Here is a 14,602-nt window from a genome sequence, read left to right as displayed (position 1 = left end):
AACCGGCCGCATTGAACGAACGGACGAACCGGAGGATTTCATGGCGAAGCTGACTTACAAGATCGTCGAGCATGACGGGGGCTGGGCCTACAAGGTCGGTTCGACATTCTCGGAGACATTCCCCACCCACCAGGACGCTCTGCGCGCCGCCGAGATCGCCTCGGCCGAGCAGCAGGTCGCCGGCGCGACAGACGGCATCCAGTATGAGGATGCCGACGGCAAGTGGCACGACGAACTGGCCGACGGCCGCGATCGGCCACAGACCGAAGTTTCCGACTAATCCTTGGTTGTTTGATATCGCTGCCGGCCGTGGATGCCTGTTTCAGGCATCCTGCGGGTCAGTCGAGAGTCTGCGTCGATTATTTGCCGCAATACTGATCGTTCACGTTGGGCCTCACATTTCCGTAGGGTCCTGACGGGTCAGAGGCGCACGGCCCGGCAGGACCGATATAGTCCTGGCCGCCTGAGCCGTCGGCATTGATGCTGCCGGTGGTGTTCTGGTCGACGGTCGAGGACTGCTCGTTGCCGAACGGCCACCAGCTGCGATGGTTGGAGGAGGTTCCGTCAGATGATTGAGCCATCGCCGACGTGGCGAGACCTATCGTCAGAACAGATGCTGCGAAAAGTTTCCTGTACATTGAATTACTCCGTATCTGCCGCCTTGGTTGCGACACGGAGTAAATCCGGACATCCGCCGAATGGTTCAGTGAAATTGTCGTGAGGCCGGAGTGATGCCTATGGCAAAAATGCCCGCTCGGCGATGCGCTTGATGAAGGCGATGACGCGGTCCGGCTCGGCGAATTGCGGCATGTGGCCGAGGCCATCGATCGTCTCGGTATCGAGCCCGCCGATCCTGTCCTTCATTGGCTCTCCGTGGATGCGCATGTCGATGACGCGGTCGGCGCTCCCGAAGAAAATACCGGCCGGCATGGCGATCTCGCCGTAACGCTGCTCAATGCGGCCAAGATCCTCTTCGACCGCCACGAAATCGGTAGAGGTCGCATGGAAATGGCTTGGCCTCAGCCCGAGCCATCCGCCGCCATTGACCATGTAGTCGGCGGGAACGACCTGCGGCGCGAAGATGAACTCCAGGGTCTGCCGCGCATATCGGAGGCTTGTCGGTACAGCGACGGTATAGGCCATGATCCGGCGCCATAGCCGCGAGCGGATATAGAGCAGGCCCGCCTTCTCGCGCACGCCGGCTTCCAGACGCGTCAGCGGCGCCAGCAAGGCGATGCCGGAAATCGCCTCGGGATGTTCCACCGCCAGGGTCAGCGTGACGGTACCGCCCAGCGAATGGCCGACCACGAGTGGCCTTTCCAGTCCGAGCGTTTCGATGAAGCGCCTGACGATCTCGGCCTGTTCCGGCAATCGGCCGGTGGCTCCTCTCGCCCGCACCGAATAGCCCGATCCCGGCCGGTCGAGCGCGATCAGCCGGTAGCCCGGGCCAAAGCGGCTAAACAGCGTGTGCCGGAACTGGTGGAGCTGCGCGCCAAGTCCGTGCACGAACACGATCGGCCGCCCCTCGCCCGTTTCGACATAGTGGATGCGGTTGCCGTCGATCTCGACAAACTGTCCGCTGGCCGACACCAGTCTTTCGGCCTTGGCCGCAATCCAGAGCGTCGCCGCCACCAGGCAGGCGACGATGACGAGAGCCAGCACCAACAGGCCGACCAAGAGCCACAGCAGAATCGATACCAGCATGTTTCACCCGAGAGCGGACCGGCGCGCACCATCACCCACCGCCGGACGCACGGCAAGGCAGCCTGCCGGCTTCTGACGGCATTGCCGCCCGTCCCATGTCGCGCTATCTCAGGCGGTCTTGTCTGCCGAGGCGATCCGTCTGCCCTGAGGCACCTTCCACCGGAGCCTTCCATGCCTGAAATCGTCACTGCCGCCATGCTCGTCATCGGCGACGAGATTCTGTCCGGCCGCACCAAGGACAGGAACATCGGCCATCTCGCCGACATCATGACGGCCATCGGCATCGATCTGAAGGAAGTGCGCATCGTTCCCGACGAGGAGGACGAGATCATAGCTGCGGTGAATGCCGTGCGTGCCCGCTACACCTATGTCTTCACCACCGGCGGGATCGGCCCGACGCATGACGACATCACTGCCGATTCGGTCTCCAAGGCCTTTGGCGTGCCGTGCGAATACGACGCCAAGGCCTATGCCATGCTGGGCGAGAGCTATGCCGCGCGCGGCATCGAATACACCGAGGCGCGCAAGCGCATGGCACGCATGCCGCGCGGCGCCGACCATATCGACAACCCGGTCTCCGTCGCGCCCGGCTTTCGCATCGGCAATGTCCATGTCATGGCCGGCGTGCCGGCGATCTTCCAGGCCATGCTCGACAATGTCGTGCCGACACTGAAGGCCGGCACCAAGATGCTGTCGGCCACCGTCCATTGCCCGTTCGGCGAAGGCCTGATCGGTGGTCCCTTGGGCGACATCCAAAAGGCGCATCCCGACACGATCATCGGTTCCTACCCGAAATATGGCGACGGCAAATTCTGGACGGAGCTGGTCGTGCGCGCCCGCAGCCAGGAGGCGCTGGATTCGGCACGCGCGGATGTCGAGGGGATGGTGGCCGGCTTCACCGCCGCCAATTGACCTTGGGGTTCGCGGCCCCCATCGCCGAGCCGGAACCAAGCGCCATACTCTGACGTTTTCCTTCGGGCGCATCAGGCGCCGACAGATTTGAGGGATTCCGATGCGCTTCAAGACCATCGTCGCCATATTGCAGAACGAACAGGATGCCGAGCGCGTGCTCGACTGCGCCATTCCGCTTGCCGACCGGTTTGAAAGCCATCTCATCGGCATTCATGCCGAAGCGCTGCCCGTGCCCTACACTTCCGCCACCGGCTTTCCCGACACCGAGTTCCTGCAAGTCTCCGCCGACATGAATCGCGAGCGCGCCGAAAAACTGCAGGCGCTTTTCCTCGGGCGGATCGAAAAAACTGGCCTTTCCTTCGAATGGCGCAGCCTCGAGAGCTTTTCCGGCGACAGCGCACTGACCGGCATTTCCAGCGTACGCGCCGCCGATTTGATCATCGCCGCGCAGCGCGAGACCGGCGGCGATCCGAGCGCCGATGTCGACACGCTGGTCTATGATGCCGGCCGGCCGGTGCTGGTGGTGCCGCATGAGGGTCCACTCGTCACAACATTCAAACATGTGCTGCTGGCCTGGAATGGCAGCAAGGAAGCCGCCCGCGCCGCCTTCGACGCGCTGCCCTTCATCATCGAGGCCGAGAAGACCGATATTCTGGTTATCGATCCGCCGGATACACTGGACGACAATCCGGAGGCAGCCGGCGCGGAGATCGCCGCGGCGCTCTCCCGGCATGGCGCCACCGTCAGTGTTTCGGTGCAGCAGTCGGGCAATGCCTCGATCGATGACGTCATCCAGACACGGATCGCAGAAACCGGCGCCGACCTTCTGGTGCTCGGCGCCTACAGCCATTCCTGGCTGCGCCAGCTTTTGTTCGGCGGCGTCACGCGAACCGTGTTGCGCACCGTGCCGGTGGCGGCGTTCCTGTCGCGCTAAGCCTACAATCGATGCGGCCCTTGCCAAGACCAAGGCTTTCCAGCTAATTCCGCGCGCATTCCATCGTGACTGCGCGCGGCTTGCGCGCCCTGCGGAGTGCGCGACCATGTCTCTTCCTGAAAAAGCCTTTCCGGTCTCCTGGGACCAGTTCCATCGTGATGCCCGTGCGCTCGCCTGGCGGCTAGCCGGCGCCAACAAGGGTCAGTGGAAAGCCATTGTCTGCATCACCCGTGGCGGACTGGTTCCCGCCGCCATCATCTCGCGCGAACTCGGTATTCGCGTCATCGAGACGGTCTGCGTGGCCTCCTACCACGACTACACCAGCCAGGGGCAGTTGCAGGTGCTGAAGGAGATCACGCCCGCCCTGCTCACCGATGACGGCGTCGGCGTGCTGATCATCGACGACCTCACCGACACCGGCAAGACGGCCGGCATCGTGCGCGCCATGATGCCCAAGGCGCATTTCGCCACCGTCTACGCCAAGCCGAAAGGCCGGCCTTTGGTCGACACCTTTGTCACCGAAGTCAGCCAGGACACCTGGATCTACTTTCCCTGGGATATGGGTTTTACCTACCAGAAGCCGATCGCCGACGATCACGCCGGCTGATTCGCAGCACCCCTTTATCCGCCCCAGTGGCAAGGCCCGCGCGGTTTGCCGTGGAAACTGGCACCGCAAGACACAATATTCTGTTGAATCGACACCTGTTGGCGGATTTCGACGGGTTGGTGTGACGTTTTTTACTTTTATGACTTACACTTCGCCGTAAGATTCGTGTGACGGCAAACGATTCTGAGGGCTGGGGTAGCTTCTCCGATGCTGACGAGACCAACGACGCACAGCCATATGGCCGACAGGGTCCGGCGACTCTTCGGCACCGCGCCGTGCCGTCTGCAAGTTGCCGCGCTGCCCTGGCGCACCACCGAAAACGGCATCGAAATCATGCTGATCACCAGCCGCGACACCGGCCGCTGGGTGCTGCCCAAGGGCTGGCCCGAGGCCAGGGAACCGCTCTGCGAGGCCGCGGCGCGCGAGGCCGGCGAGGAAGCCGGATTGCGCGGCAAGATCTCTCATTTCGAGGCAGGCCGTTACTTCTACGCCAAGGCATTGGCGTCCGGCGAGGAAGTGCCTTGCGAAGTGCTGGTGTTTCCAATGCAGGTCGAGCGCGTCTCCGACCGCTGGAAGGAAAAGCGCGCGCGCACCCGCAAATGGGTCAATGCTGCCGAGGCCGTGCGCATGATCAACGAGCCGGATCTTTGCCAGATCATCGCACATTTCTGCGCCGATCCGGACAAATTCGTCGTTAAAACCTAGCACGACTCCACAGCGGCCGTGCCGTATTCCCATGCGCCAGTATGGGGTCTTGCCCATTGATTCCATTCGATGTTTCGCCTGTGGCGGCACCGATCCGACTCCATCTGACATCGACGGATCCCTCCCCCTTCCGGGTTACGATTGGTTGCGAGTTGACATGCAGGTATTTACCTGCATATTGTGACTGCAAGATGAGTGAGACCGATGGACGCCGACAAGGTTTTCAAAGCGCTGGGCGACCCGACACGCAGGAAGCTGCTCGATCTTCTGTGCGAGAAGAACGGACAGACGCTGGGCCAGCTTTGCGAGAACCTCGACATGGCGAGGCAATCCGCGACGCAGCACATCGACTTGTTGGAGGCGGCCAATCTGATCAGCACGGTCAAGCGTGGCCGCGAAAAGCTGCATTTCATCAACCCCGTGCCGCTGCACGAAGTCTACGAGCGGTGGGTGCGCAAGTTCGAACGGCAGCGGCTGAGCCTGCTGCACGACTTGAAACAGGAACTCGAAGGAGACAACCAATGACCCGGGAAACCACCAGTTTTGTCTATGTGACCTACATCCGCTCGACGCCGCAAAAGGTGTTCGAGGCCATCACCAAGCCCGATATCGCCAAGCGCTATTGGGCCCACGAGAACGTCTCCGACTGGAAGCCCGGCTCGAAATGGGAACACATCCGCGCCAATGACGAGCGCACCGTCGAACTCGTCGGCAAGGTGGTCGAGATCTCGCCGCCGACCCGTCTGGTCATGACCTGGGCCAACGCGTCCCAAGCCGATGACCCGACCAAACAAAGCCGGGTGACCTTCGCCATCGAGGAATATGACGCCATGGTCCGGCTCACCGTTACCCATGACGAACTCGAAGCCGGCAGCGGCATGGCCAAGGGCATCAGCCAGGGCTGGCCGGCCGTGCTGTCCAGCATGAAATCCTTCCTCGAAACCGGCAGCGGAATCGACCTGTTCGCCAAACCGAAATCGGCCTGAAGCAAGTTTCCAGCAGGAGAACCACAATGACCGGGCACTTTACCGGCGGCTGCGCCTGCGGCGCGATCCGCTATGAGGCGAGCGGCGAGCCGATCTTTCAGAACCATTGCCAATGCCTCGACTGCCAGAAGCGGAGCGGCACGGGCCATGGCTCCTATGTGACCTTCGGCCGGCGCGCTGACGTTGAGATCAGCGGCCAGCCGAGCACCTGGCGGATGATCGCAGACAGCGGAAACGAGAAAATCCAGGCCTTCTGCCCGACCTGCGGCACGCCGCTCTACCTGACCTTCGTCGCCATGCCGGAGGTGACGGCTATCCACGCCACCAGCCTCGACGATCCCGGCCAGTTCAACCCGCAGGCGGTCACATACACCGTTCGGGGCCACGCCTGGGATACGATCGATCCCGTGCTCCAACCATTCGAGAGAATGCCTGGATGAACCAAGCAGAGCCCTATCCCCTCGGATAGGGCTCTGCTTTCAGCTCAGACCACCAGGCCCTTGGTCAGTTCCAGTGCCTGGCGCTCGAACAGGCGGCGGTAGATGCCGCCCTTCAGCCGGATCAGCTCGTCATGCGAGCCCTCCTCGACGATCTTGCCGCGATCGAACACCAGCAGCCTGTCCAGCGCCCGCACCGTCGACAGACGGTGCGCGATGACCAGCGTTGTGCGGCCGACCATCAGCCGCTCCATCGCCTGCTGGATCAGCACCTCCGATTCCGAATCGAGGCTCGATGTCGCCTCGTCCAGGATCAGGATGCGTGCGTCCGCCAGGAAGGCACGCGTGATCGCCACGCGCTGACGCTCGCCGCCCGAAAGTTTCACGCCGCGTTCACCGACCAGCGTCCCGTACCCCTTCGGCAGGCTGGTGATGAAGTCATGTGCGCTGGCGAGCGTCGCGGCATGCTCGATCTCGGCCTGCGTGGCGTTCGGCCGGGCATAGGCGATGTTCTCGGCCAGCGAGCGGTGGAACAGGATCGGCTCCTGCTGGACGATGGCGATCTGGGCGCGCAGCGACGCCTGCGCCACCTGAGAGATGTCCTGGCCGTCGATCAGGATCTTGCCGCCGCTGACGTCATAGAGGCGCTGGATCAGCTTGACGAAGGTCGTCTTGCCTGAGCCCGAATGACCGACCAGCCCGACGCGTTCACCGGCCGCAATGTCCACCGAAAAGTCGCGGTAGAGCGGCAGCCGATGACTGCCATAGTGGAAGGTGACGTTGTCGAAGCCGATAGCCCCCTGTGTGATCCGGATCGCCCCGGCACCCGGCCGGTCCTCGATGCCAAGCGGTTGCGACTGGAAATCGACCAGTTCCTCCATGTCGTTGATCGAACGCTGCAAATTGCGGATATGCGTGCCGATATCCCTGAGATAGCCCTGCAGCACGAAGAACGAGGTCAGCACGAAGGCGACATCGCCGGCGCTCGCCTGGCCCCAGGTCCACAGCATCAGCGACAGACCGATCACCGCCGTCCGCAGAACCAGCAACATGGCGCCTTGCGTGGTGCCGTTGATGGTGCCGCGCACCCAGGTGCGGCGCGTGCGCGCCCGCCATTTGGCGACGACCTTGGCGAGGCGCGTTTCCTCGCGGGTCTCGGCACCAAAGCCCTTGACCACGGCGTTGCAGCTCACCGCATCGGCAAGCGAGCCACCGAGGCGTGTGTCCCAGGTGTTGGCGAGCCGTGCCGCGGGCGCGACATAGCCAAGCGACAGCAGCGCCGTCACCATGATGAACAGCACCGAGCCGACTGCCACGACCAGCCCCATCAGCGGCCAGAACCAGCCAAGCAGCAGCGTCGAGCCGACCAGCATGGCGACAGACGGCAGCAACGCGATCAGGATCGTATCGTTGAGCAGGTCGAGCGCCCACATGCCGCGCGTGACCTTGCGCACCGTCGATCCGGCAAAGCTGTTGGCGTGCCAGTCGGTGGAGAAGCGCTGCACGCGGTGGAACGCGTCGGCGGCAATGTCGGCCATCATCTTGAGCGTCAGCTCGACAATGCCCATGAAGGCGAGGTTGCGCAGCACCACGCCGGTCAGCGCCAGGCCGATGAGCGCGAAGAAGGCTGCCATCGCCGCATTCCACGCGACATCGTCGGCCGCCGCACTGCTGGCGACGGCATCGACCAGCCGGCCGGAATAGAGCGGCGTCAAGACGTCGGCCAGCGTCGACAGCAGGAAGCCGCCCATGATCAGCGAAAGCCGCCAGGGCTGGCACCGCCAGTGGCTGAGCGTGAAGCCAAGAACGCTGCGAAAGGCGCCAGCGCGCAGATCGATTCGAAAACGAGCCATGATGTCATCCGGGCGCAAACGTGCCCGGTCCCGGTAAGGTCGAAAATTGAAAACCGCGCTGGGCAATTCGCCCGGGGCTGCGGAGGTTCGGCATAGGTGGCGGCGCGCCCTAGATATCGGTGGGCGACCGGCATCGGCAGAGGCCTGTACTCGACCCGGCATCGGCGCGAAGGGCAAACCTTCCCGAACGCCAGGTGAGACCTAGGCTTCGCGGCCTCGCATTACCATGTGAAATACTGCCATTCGGACCTCCCGCAAGACAATTGCGGAGCGGTCCTTATAGAGACGCCCCTGCGGATCGCCAAGAGCGAGCGAGAGCCCAAAGCGATCTGGTCCAACCAGTGAGGTTATTTTGCAACAACGGCGGCCAAGCCCTCGCCTGTGTGCCTCATTCCGGGTTGCGATCGAGGCGCATGTAGCGGCCATCGGTGGATGCCTTGAAGCCCAGCTTCTCATAAACGCCATGTGCATCACCGGTCGACAGGCTCCAGTGCGAGACCGTGCTGAGTTCAGGGTGATCGATGAGCGCCCGCACCAGCTGTAAGCCAATGCCCCGGCCGCGATGCTGCGGCCAGATGATGATGTCGGCGAGATAGGCAAACACCGTACGGTCGGTGATGGCCCGGCCAAAACCGACTTGATTCCCATCCAGATAGGCGCCGGCGCAAAGCGAATTGGCAAAGGCGCGGTGATGAAACTCATCGCTGCGGCCGTTGCCCCAGTAGCTCGCCGTCAACAGGTCGGAGGTCGCCCCGAAATCGATCCGTGACATGTCGAAGCTGATTTCACTGTCGGGCATGGTGCCTCGCAAAGAATAGGGCGGCCGAACTCTCGGTCCGGTCAGTGACTGCCCAGCGTGCCGTACCAGAAGCTGATGCCGCGCCCGGAGCTTGCCGTTCTTGAAGCAAGCAAGTCCAAAGGTTTATCAATGGAATCAGCTATTTAGCCGCGATCCCTGAAACGGTTGGTGATGGGATAACGGCGGTCGCGGCCAAAATTCTTCCGGGTGATCTTCACGCCCGGCGCCGCCTGCCGGCGTTTGTATTCGGCAATGTAGAGCAAATGTTCGACGCGCGTCACCGTCGCCCGGTCGTGGCCGCGCGCGACGATGTCGTCGACGCCCATCTCGTTTTCGACCAGGCACTCCAGAATATCGTCCAGCACCGGATAGGGCGGCAGCGAATCCTGGTCGGTCTGGTTCTCGCGCAATTCCGCCGACGGCGCCTTGTCGATGATGTTTTTCGGGATCACCTCGCCCGACGGCCCGAGCGCGCCCGGCGGCACATGGCTATTGCGCCAGCGCGACAGCGCATAGACCTGCATCTTGTAGAGGTCTTTTATCGGGTTGAAGCCGCCATTCATGTCGCCATAGAGCGTGGCATAGCCCACCGACATCTCGCTCTTGTTGCCGGTGGTGACCACCATCGAGCCGAACTTGTTGGAGATCGCCATCAGGATCGTGCCGCGCGCGCGGCTTTGCAGGTTTTCTTCGGTGATGCCTTCCTTGGTGCCTTCGAAGAGCTGCGTCAGCGCATGCAGAAAGCCTTCAACCGGCTCGAAGATCGGCACGATGTCATAGCGGCAGCCAAGCGCGCGGGCGCAGTCCTCGGCGTCCTTCAGCGAATCCTTCGAGGTATAGCGGTAGGGCATCATCACCGCGCGTAGCCGCTCCTCGCCGAGCGCATCAACGGCCAATGCGGCGCAGATCGCCGAATCGATACCGCCGGACAGGCCGAGAACGACGTTCTTGAAGCCGTTTTTGTTGACGTAGTCGCGCAGGCCCAGCATGCAGGCGCGGTAGTCCGCTTCCTCGCGCTCGGGTATTTTCGACATCGGCCCTTCCGAGCAGACCCAGCCGGCATCGGTGCGCTTCCAAGTGGTGATGTCGACAGTCTCCTCAAACTGGCTCATCTGGAAAGCCAGCGTCTTGTCGGCGCCGATCGCAAAAGAAGCGCCGTCGAAGATCAACTCATCCTGGCCGCCGATCTGATTGGCATAAATCATCGGCAAACCGGTTTCGATGACCTGGCGGATAACGACCTGATGGCGCACGTCCATCTTGGCGCGGTAATAGGGCGAGCCGTTCGGCACCAGCAGGATTTCCGCTCCGCTTTCAGCCAGGGTTTCACAGATGCCGACGTCGCCCCAGATGTCCTCGCAGATCGGAATTCCGATGCGCACACCACGGAAGTTGACCGGTCCCTGAGCCTCGGGTCCGGCCTGGAAGACGCGCTTCTCGTCGAACTCTCCATAGTTGGGCAAATCGAGCTTGTAGCGCTCGGCCAGGATCTTGCCGCCATCGGCGAAGATGATCGAATTGTGGGTGCCGCTTTTGCGCTTCAGCGGCGTCCCGATAATGACGCCCGGCCCGCCATCGGCAGTGTCCGCAGCGAAGTCTTGCGCAGCCTTTTCGCAAACCTTGAGGAAGGCCGGCTTCAGCACCAGATCCTCGGGCGGATAACCCGCAAGGAAAAGCTCGGTGAAGAGCACGATGTCGGCGCCCTGGCGGGCCGCATCCGCCCTCGCCTCGCGCGCCTTGGCAAGATTGCCGGCAACATCGCCGACTGTCGGGTTGAGCTGGGCGACGGCGATGCGCAGAATATCGGGAGCGGTCTTCTTGGTCATGTTGGTCATGCCTGCGGTTTAGCGCGGCAAAATTGCCCCGGCAATGGCGTTCGTTTGGACCAATCCAGACCGATCGAGTTCGATCGTGTCCTGAGGGCGACAGCCCTACTCGCCCATATATTCGCGCAGCGCTTCCGGTGAATGGTTCTCGCCGATCGACATCGCCAGGATGCGCGAAATGTGCCGGCGCGGCAGGCCGGTCTCTTCAGCCCATTGGTTGATCTGCGCCTGGATCTTGTCGAGATCCCTCTTCGACATCGGGCTTTCGGCGATGTCGAGGCCGGCGTCGCGCAGGGCGGCCGCCATATCGGCCGAGATGACGAAAGCATCCCATTCCAGCCAGCGCAGGAAATATTGGCCGGTGTTGCCGCCGAGCCGGCTGCCGTGCTTGCCGAGATATGCCATCAGCCCGACCTGGTCGTCCGCCGGCCACTCGGCCAGGAACTTGCCGAAGCCGCCATGCTCCTTCGACACACGCTCGACGAAGGCGGCGTTGTCGCGCACCGATTTGATCTTCTGCGGATTGCGCACGATGCGCTTGTCGGCTGTCAGCTCGTGCCAGAAATCGTCGGGCTGGAACAACAGCCGCTTCGGCTCGAACTGCAGGAACGCTTCCTCGAAACCCGGCCATTTCTGCTCGATGACGCGCCAGACGAAGCCGGCGGCAAACACCCGCTCGGCCATCGTCGACAGGATGCGGTCGTCGGTGATCTTGGCCACGGCGGCGTTGTCGGGCAAAGGCCCGAGCAGCGACGTCAGCACGGCGTCGCCGCCTTTGCGTTTTGCAGCACGGGCACGAATCCTGTGGAAATCAGCCATTGGCTCCCCTGATTCACTTCGGGTAGACGCGGCAATCTACCACTTCCCGTTCGGGCCGGCAGCCTTTAGGTCTAATGCATGTCGCTCGAAAGTGGCCCCGGTTTTGAGAGAGCGACATGCATAAAAACAAAGACCTGAAGCGCGTCGCTTGAGCGCGCTTTAGACCAGACGCTGACCATGGAGGCGACCATGCATAAGACCGTGCCCGAACTGGCCGACCGCTGGCTGAGGCGAACGCCTGAGACCCTCAGCGAGCTTGAGCGGCGGGTCTTGCAAAGCACCGTCGACCGCAAGCCGATATCGCAGGATATCAACGACAGCCTCACCGGTCTTCAGGGCGCCGGCGACCGGATCGCCGATGCCATCGCCCGCATCGGCGGCTCGTGGACGTTCATCCTGTCCTTCATCGCCTTCCTGGTCCTGTGGATCGGCGCCAATTGGTGGCTGCTGGGGCGAGATTCGTTCGACCCCTACCCGTTCATCTTCCTCAATCTCGTGCTGTCGATGATTGCTGCCTTGCAGGCGCCGGTGATCATGATGTCGCAGAACCGGCAGGCCGCACGCGATCGCCTCGACGCCGCGCACGACTACGAGGTCAATCTCAAGGCCGAGATCGAGATCATGGCGCTACATGAAAAACTGGACGAACTGCGCCACAGCCAGATCATCGGCATGCGCGAGGACATGGCGCGCCTGGCCGAACAGGTGAGCCGCATCGACGAAAGACTGTCAGGCCGGCAAACGTCTCAATGACCGGGATCGTCCATCACCTCATCGAGCAATACGGGCTGATCGCGGTTTTCCTGGGCTGTGTCGCCGAAGGCGAAAGTGCGGCCATCCTTGGCGGCTTCTTCGCCCACCAGCATGTCTTCGTCCCCTGGAAGGCTTTCCTCGCGGCCGCCATTGGCGCCTTCGTCGGCGACACTTTTTTCTTCGTCCTCGGCCGCAGCTTTGCCGACCATCCCAGGGTGCTGAAACTGAAGGCGCGTCCCGGCTTCAACCACGCCTATCGCCTCGTCTCGTCGCATCCCAACATCTTCGTGCTGTCCAACCGCTACATCTACGGTCTGCGCCTGGTCGGCGGCATCGCGGCCGGCTTCGCCAGCATATCGGTGCCGCGCTTCATCATCCTCAACGCCATCTCGTCGCTGGTCTGGGCAGCCTTGTTCTGCGGCATCGGCTATGTCTTCGGCCTCGGCGCCGAGCAGATGGTCGGCAAGGCACTGCTCCATCACGAAAGGTTGCTGATCGCCATCGGCATTGGGCTCGCCGTCGCCATCCTTGCCTGGCTCATCGCCCGCACCGTCGCCGGCAAGGAGCGCGCCAAGGACGCTCGCGAGAGCGAAGCCGGCTGAAGCTCAGTCGTCGTCCTCGACCAAAGCGCGGTCGCCGCGGTCGAGGATCAGCGGGATGATGAGATCCTCCTCGTCGGCAAGATGCCGTTTCAGCATGGCGATCAGCCGGCTGTTCTCGTCGGCATAGGCATCGGCGGCGAAGCGCTGTTTGTCCTCGCTCTCCTCAAGCGTGCGGATGAAGGCGTTCGCGGTCTCGGCATTGCGCTCCAGCCCGTCATGGATGGTGTGGTGATCGGCATCGAGTATGTCAAAGCCCCGCTTCAGGCGCGGCTCGGCCTTGGCGAAAGCCGGGAAATATTGATAGTCCTCGACATTGTGGTGGCCGTCGAGATTGCCGAGGAAATGGTTGAGCCGCGGTGCGAACCAGCGCGCGAAATCCGGCGCCGTCAGCCTGCCCTCGCGATAGTCGCCAATGCCGTTGGTCAGCATGCCGCCGAGCTCGCGGAACATGTCGTGCCGCTGAAGCCACATATTGGCCAGGCCGTGGATGTTGGCGTGACCCTGCCAGTTTTCCCGCGGATATTTTTGCACCAGCCAGCGCAGATCGTCCGGCAGGCCGGCTCGCTCGAGCAGCAGAGAATTGGCGGGGGCGGTCATGTCGGTCTCCTCAGACCATGATCCCGAAAAGTGGATTCCGGTTTTCGGAACAGATCATGGTCAGGATCAGGTCGGGGCGACCGACATATGGGAACGGTTAGATCAGATCGGTAGACCCGTGATGCGCTCGATGATGGCGATGCCCCAGACGCCGGCGACGATGATCACCGAAATCAGCACCGCCAGCGAGCCGCAATCCTTGGCAAGCTGGATGTCGACGTTGAACTCGCGGCTGAAGGCATCGCAGGCAGCCTCGATGCCGGTGTTCAGCACCTCGACCATGATCAAAAGCAGCACGGCGCCAATCAGCAGCGCATAGCCCCGCCACGACACCGAGACGAACCAGCCGAGCGGCAAGGCGAGCACGAGCAGCATCAGTTCCTGCTGGAACGCCTTTTCGCTGGCTGCGAGCTTGCGAAAAGCCCGCACCGAATTGAAGAAAGCATCGATCAGCCGCTGCATTGCCCGCGCATCCCCTTCGAATCACCGGCAGGGGATATCGCAATGGCTGGATCAAGGGAATAAGGCAGCCATACCAAAAATCATTCGTCCGCAACCTTGATGGTCGGCGTCGACCTCTCGAACTGCGGCAGCCCATCGTCGATCGTATAGTAATCGCCCTTGTCGCCGACGAAGATATGGCATTCGCCCTCGAGCCCGGTCGGCCCATCGAACGACCCGGCCAGAACCGAGACGTAGGCATCCTGGCCCGGCTTCCAGAACAGCACCGAGCCACATGTCTTGCAAAAGCCGCGCCGGGCAAACGAAGATGCTTCGTACCAGGTGATATTCTCAGACCCTGTTACGGTGATGTTGTCATCGGCGACGTTGGTTGCGGCGTAAAAATGCCCGCTCTGCTTGCGGCACTGCGAGCAGTGGCAATAGATCACGCCGCGCAGCGGCCCTCGCGTCTGGAAACGCACCGCCCCGCACAGGCAAGATCCGCTGTGGTTGTTGCTCATCCCTGCCCTCCACCGGCCATCGTTCACGGCTTCACCGCCACCGGAGAGGATTTCAGTTTTGCGGCGGCCAGGTACGAGCAAATGCGACACGAGATGGGCGTGTTCG

19 protein-coding genes are annotated in these 14,602 nt (G+C 62.5%); 10 read left to right on the top strand and 9 right to left on the bottom strand.

What is annotated here, in order from left to right:
• Window positions 1-40: 40 nt before the first annotated feature.
• Window positions 41-280 (top strand): DUF2188 domain-containing protein, encoded by a 240-nt coding sequence (locus tag JQK88_RS21980; RefSeq protein WP_112567278.1) that lies wholly within the window; start codon window positions 41-43, stop codon window positions 278-280.
• A 79-nt stretch (window positions 281-359) separates the two neighbouring features.
• Here the strand turns inward: JQK88_RS21980 and JQK88_RS21975 are convergent, their stop codons facing one another.
• Window positions 360-638: a hypothetical protein gene (locus JQK88_RS21975; RefSeq protein WP_192251074.1), complete on the bottom strand. Its 279-nt coding sequence runs from the start codon at window positions 636-638 to the stop codon at window positions 360-362.
• Between the two features lie 97 nt (window positions 639-735).
• Window positions 736-1,704 carry an alpha/beta fold hydrolase gene (locus JQK88_RS21970; RefSeq protein WP_203279433.1) on the bottom strand — a complete coding sequence of 323 codons (969 nt, stop codon included), beginning with the start codon at window positions 1,702-1,704 and terminating at the stop codon, window positions 736-738.
• A 171-nt stretch (window positions 1,705-1,875) separates the two neighbouring features.
• On the opposite strand from JQK88_RS21970, the gene JQK88_RS21965 reads away from it, so the two are divergent.
• From JQK88_RS21965 to JQK88_RS21935, 7 genes are all read left to right on the top strand, one after another.
• Window positions 1,876-2,616 carry a competence/damage-inducible protein A gene (locus JQK88_RS21965; RefSeq protein WP_203279432.1) on the top strand — a complete coding sequence of 247 codons (741 nt, stop codon included), beginning with the start codon at window positions 1,876-1,878 and terminating at the stop codon, window positions 2,614-2,616.
• Window positions 2,617-2,716: 100 nt separating this feature from the next.
• Window positions 2,717-3,550: a universal stress protein gene (locus JQK88_RS21960; RefSeq protein ID WP_192251083.1), complete on the top strand. Its 834-nt coding sequence runs from the start codon at window positions 2,717-2,719 to the stop codon at window positions 3,548-3,550.
• A 106-nt stretch (window positions 3,551-3,656) separates the two neighbouring features.
• Window positions 3,657-4,157 (top strand): xanthine phosphoribosyltransferase, encoded by a 501-nt coding sequence (gpt, locus tag JQK88_RS21955; RefSeq protein WP_112567259.1) that lies wholly within the window; start codon window positions 3,657-3,659, stop codon window positions 4,155-4,157.
• Window positions 4,158-4,364: 207 nt separating this feature from the next.
• Window positions 4,365-4,862: an NUDIX hydrolase gene (locus JQK88_RS21950; protein ID WP_203279431.1), complete on the top strand. Its 498-nt coding sequence runs from the start codon at window positions 4,365-4,367 to the stop codon at window positions 4,860-4,862.
• A 204-nt stretch (window positions 4,863-5,066) separates the two neighbouring features.
• On the top strand, window positions 5,067-5,387 hold the full coding sequence (locus JQK88_RS21945) for an ArsR/SmtB family transcription factor (protein ID WP_112567254.1): 321 nt from the start codon (window positions 5,067-5,069) through the stop codon (window positions 5,385-5,387).
• Window positions 5,384-5,848 (top strand): SRPBCC family protein, encoded by a 465-nt coding sequence (locus JQK88_RS21940; RefSeq protein WP_192251097.1) that lies wholly within the window; start codon window positions 5,384-5,386, stop codon window positions 5,846-5,848. The genes JQK88_RS21945 and JQK88_RS21940 overlap by 4 nt, the downstream gene beginning before the upstream one ends.
• Window positions 5,849-5,874: 26 nt before the next feature.
• Window positions 5,875-6,288: a GFA family protein gene (locus JQK88_RS21935; protein WP_203279430.1), complete on the top strand. Its 414-nt coding sequence runs from the start codon at window positions 5,875-5,877 to the stop codon at window positions 6,286-6,288.
• A 44-nt stretch (window positions 6,289-6,332) separates the two neighbouring features.
• Here the strand turns inward: JQK88_RS21935 and JQK88_RS21930 are convergent, their stop codons facing one another.
• The 4 genes from JQK88_RS21930 to JQK88_RS21915 all read right to left on the bottom strand — a co-directional run bounded on the left by JQK88_RS21930 (window position 6,333) and on the right by JQK88_RS21915 (window position 11,582).
• Window positions 6,333-8,138, bottom strand: a complete 1,806-nt coding sequence (locus tag JQK88_RS21930) for an ABC transporter ATP-binding protein (protein WP_192251100.1) — start codon at window positions 8,136-8,138, stop codon at window positions 6,333-6,335.
• Window positions 8,139-8,526: 388 nt separating this feature from the next.
• Window positions 8,527-8,937, bottom strand: a complete 411-nt coding sequence (locus JQK88_RS21925; RefSeq protein WP_203279429.1) for a GNAT family N-acetyltransferase — start codon at window positions 8,935-8,937, stop codon at window positions 8,527-8,529.
• A gap of 143 nt (window positions 8,938-9,080) precedes the next feature.
• The gene (locus JQK88_RS21920; protein ID WP_203279428.1) at window positions 9,081-10,763 is read right to left on the bottom strand and encodes an NAD+ synthase; all 1,683 of its coding nucleotides are present in this window, start codon (window positions 10,761-10,763) and stop codon (window positions 9,081-9,083) included.
• Window positions 10,764-10,868: 105 nt separating this feature from the next.
• Window positions 10,869-11,582 (bottom strand): DNA-3-methyladenine glycosylase I, encoded by a 714-nt coding sequence (locus JQK88_RS21915; protein WP_203279427.1) that lies wholly within the window; start codon window positions 11,580-11,582, stop codon window positions 10,869-10,871.
• A gap of 189 nt (window positions 11,583-11,771) precedes the next feature.
• Here JQK88_RS21915 and JQK88_RS21910 point away from each other — a divergent pair, with 189 nt between their 5' ends.
• Both JQK88_RS21910 and JQK88_RS21905 read left to right on the top strand, forming a co-directional pair.
• Window positions 11,772-12,335: a DUF1003 domain-containing protein gene (locus tag JQK88_RS21910; RefSeq protein WP_192251109.1), complete on the top strand. Its 564-nt coding sequence runs from the start codon at window positions 11,772-11,774 to the stop codon at window positions 12,333-12,335.
• Window positions 12,332-12,937, top strand: a complete 606-nt coding sequence (locus JQK88_RS21905) for a DedA family protein (protein ID WP_192251112.1) — start codon at window positions 12,332-12,334, stop codon at window positions 12,935-12,937. The genes JQK88_RS21910 and JQK88_RS21905 overlap by 4 nt, the downstream gene beginning before the upstream one ends.
• A 3-nt stretch (window positions 12,938-12,940) precedes the next feature.
• Here JQK88_RS21905 and JQK88_RS21900 read toward each other — a convergent pair whose 3' ends face one another.
• From JQK88_RS21900 to JQK88_RS21890, 3 genes are all read right to left on the bottom strand, one after another.
• On the bottom strand, window positions 12,941-13,534 hold the full coding sequence (locus tag JQK88_RS21900) for a hemerythrin domain-containing protein (protein ID WP_203279426.1): 594 nt from the start codon (window positions 13,532-13,534) through the stop codon (window positions 12,941-12,943).
• Between the two features lie 102 nt (window positions 13,535-13,636).
• Complete coding sequence (locus JQK88_RS21895) at window positions 13,637-13,996, bottom strand: diacylglycerol kinase (RefSeq protein WP_112392261.1); 360 nt, start codon at window positions 13,994-13,996, stop codon at window positions 13,637-13,639.
• An 80-nt stretch (window positions 13,997-14,076) separates the two neighbouring features.
• Window positions 14,077-14,496: a GFA family protein gene (locus tag JQK88_RS21890; protein ID WP_203279425.1), complete on the bottom strand. Its 420-nt coding sequence runs from the start codon at window positions 14,494-14,496 to the stop codon at window positions 14,077-14,079.
• Window positions 14,497-14,602 lie beyond the last annotated feature (106 nt).

The sequence above is a fragment of the Mesorhizobium caraganae genome, from assembly GCF_016836705.1.
Taxonomy (GTDB): Bacteria; Pseudomonadota; Alphaproteobacteria; order Rhizobiales; family Rhizobiaceae; genus Mesorhizobium; species Mesorhizobium caraganae.
Note: the sequence above shows the minus strand (reverse complement) of the source record. Positions and strands in the feature narration are given on the sequence as shown.

Bases quoted from the DNA above. Each gene is read 5' to 3' on its own strand.
- JQK88_RS21980 (WP_112567278.1), top strand. From the start codon at position 41: ATGGCGAAGCTGACTTACAAGATCGTCGAGCATGACGGGGGCTGGGCC.
- JQK88_RS21975 (WP_192251074.1), bottom strand. From the start codon at position 638: ATGTACAGGAAACTTTTCGCAGCATCTGTTCTGACGATAGGTCTCGCC.
- JQK88_RS21970 (WP_203279433.1), bottom strand. From the start codon at position 1,704: ATGCTGGTATCGATTCTGCTGTGGCTCTTGGTCGGCCTGTTGGTGCTG.
- JQK88_RS21965 (WP_203279432.1), top strand. From the start codon at position 1,876: ATGCCTGAAATCGTCACTGCCGCCATGCTCGTCATCGGCGACGAGATT.
- JQK88_RS21960 (WP_192251083.1), top strand. From the start codon at position 2,717: ATGCGCTTCAAGACCATCGTCGCCATATTGCAGAACGAACAGGATGCC.
- gpt (WP_112567259.1), top strand. From the start codon at position 3,657: ATGTCTCTTCCTGAAAAAGCCTTTCCGGTCTCCTGGGACCAGTTCCAT.
- JQK88_RS21950 (WP_203279431.1), top strand. From the start codon at position 4,365: ATGCTGACGAGACCAACGACGCACAGCCATATGGCCGACAGGGTCCGG.
- JQK88_RS21945 (WP_112567254.1), top strand. From the start codon at position 5,067: ATGGACGCCGACAAGGTTTTCAAAGCGCTGGGCGACCCGACACGCAGG.
- JQK88_RS21940 (WP_192251097.1), top strand. From the start codon at position 5,384: ATGACCCGGGAAACCACCAGTTTTGTCTATGTGACCTACATCCGCTCG.
- JQK88_RS21935 (WP_203279430.1), top strand. From the start codon at position 5,875: ATGACCGGGCACTTTACCGGCGGCTGCGCCTGCGGCGCGATCCGCTAT.
- JQK88_RS21930 (WP_192251100.1), bottom strand. From the start codon at position 8,138: ATGGCTCGTTTTCGAATCGATCTGCGCGCTGGCGCCTTTCGCAGCGTT.
- JQK88_RS21925 (WP_203279429.1), bottom strand. From the start codon at position 8,937: ATGCCCGACAGTGAAATCAGCTTCGACATGTCACGGATCGATTTCGGG.
- JQK88_RS21920 (WP_203279428.1), bottom strand. From the start codon at position 10,763: ATGACCAAGAAGACCGCTCCCGATATTCTGCGCATCGCCGTCGCCCAG.
- JQK88_RS21915 (WP_203279427.1), bottom strand. From the start codon at position 11,582: ATGGCTGATTTCCACAGGATTCGTGCCCGTGCTGCAAAACGCAAAGGC.
- JQK88_RS21910 (WP_192251109.1), top strand. From the start codon at position 11,772: ATGCATAAGACCGTGCCCGAACTGGCCGACCGCTGGCTGAGGCGAACG.
- JQK88_RS21905 (WP_192251112.1), top strand. From the start codon at position 12,332: ATGACCGGGATCGTCCATCACCTCATCGAGCAATACGGGCTGATCGCG.
- JQK88_RS21900 (WP_203279426.1), bottom strand. From the start codon at position 13,534: ATGACCGCCCCCGCCAATTCTCTGCTGCTCGAGCGAGCCGGCCTGCCG.
- JQK88_RS21895 (WP_112392261.1), bottom strand. From the start codon at position 13,996: ATGCAGCGGCTGATCGATGCTTTCTTCAATTCGGTGCGGGCTTTTCGC.
- JQK88_RS21890 (WP_203279425.1), bottom strand. From the start codon at position 14,496: ATGAGCAACAACCACAGCGGATCTTGCCTGTGCGGGGCGGTGCGTTTC.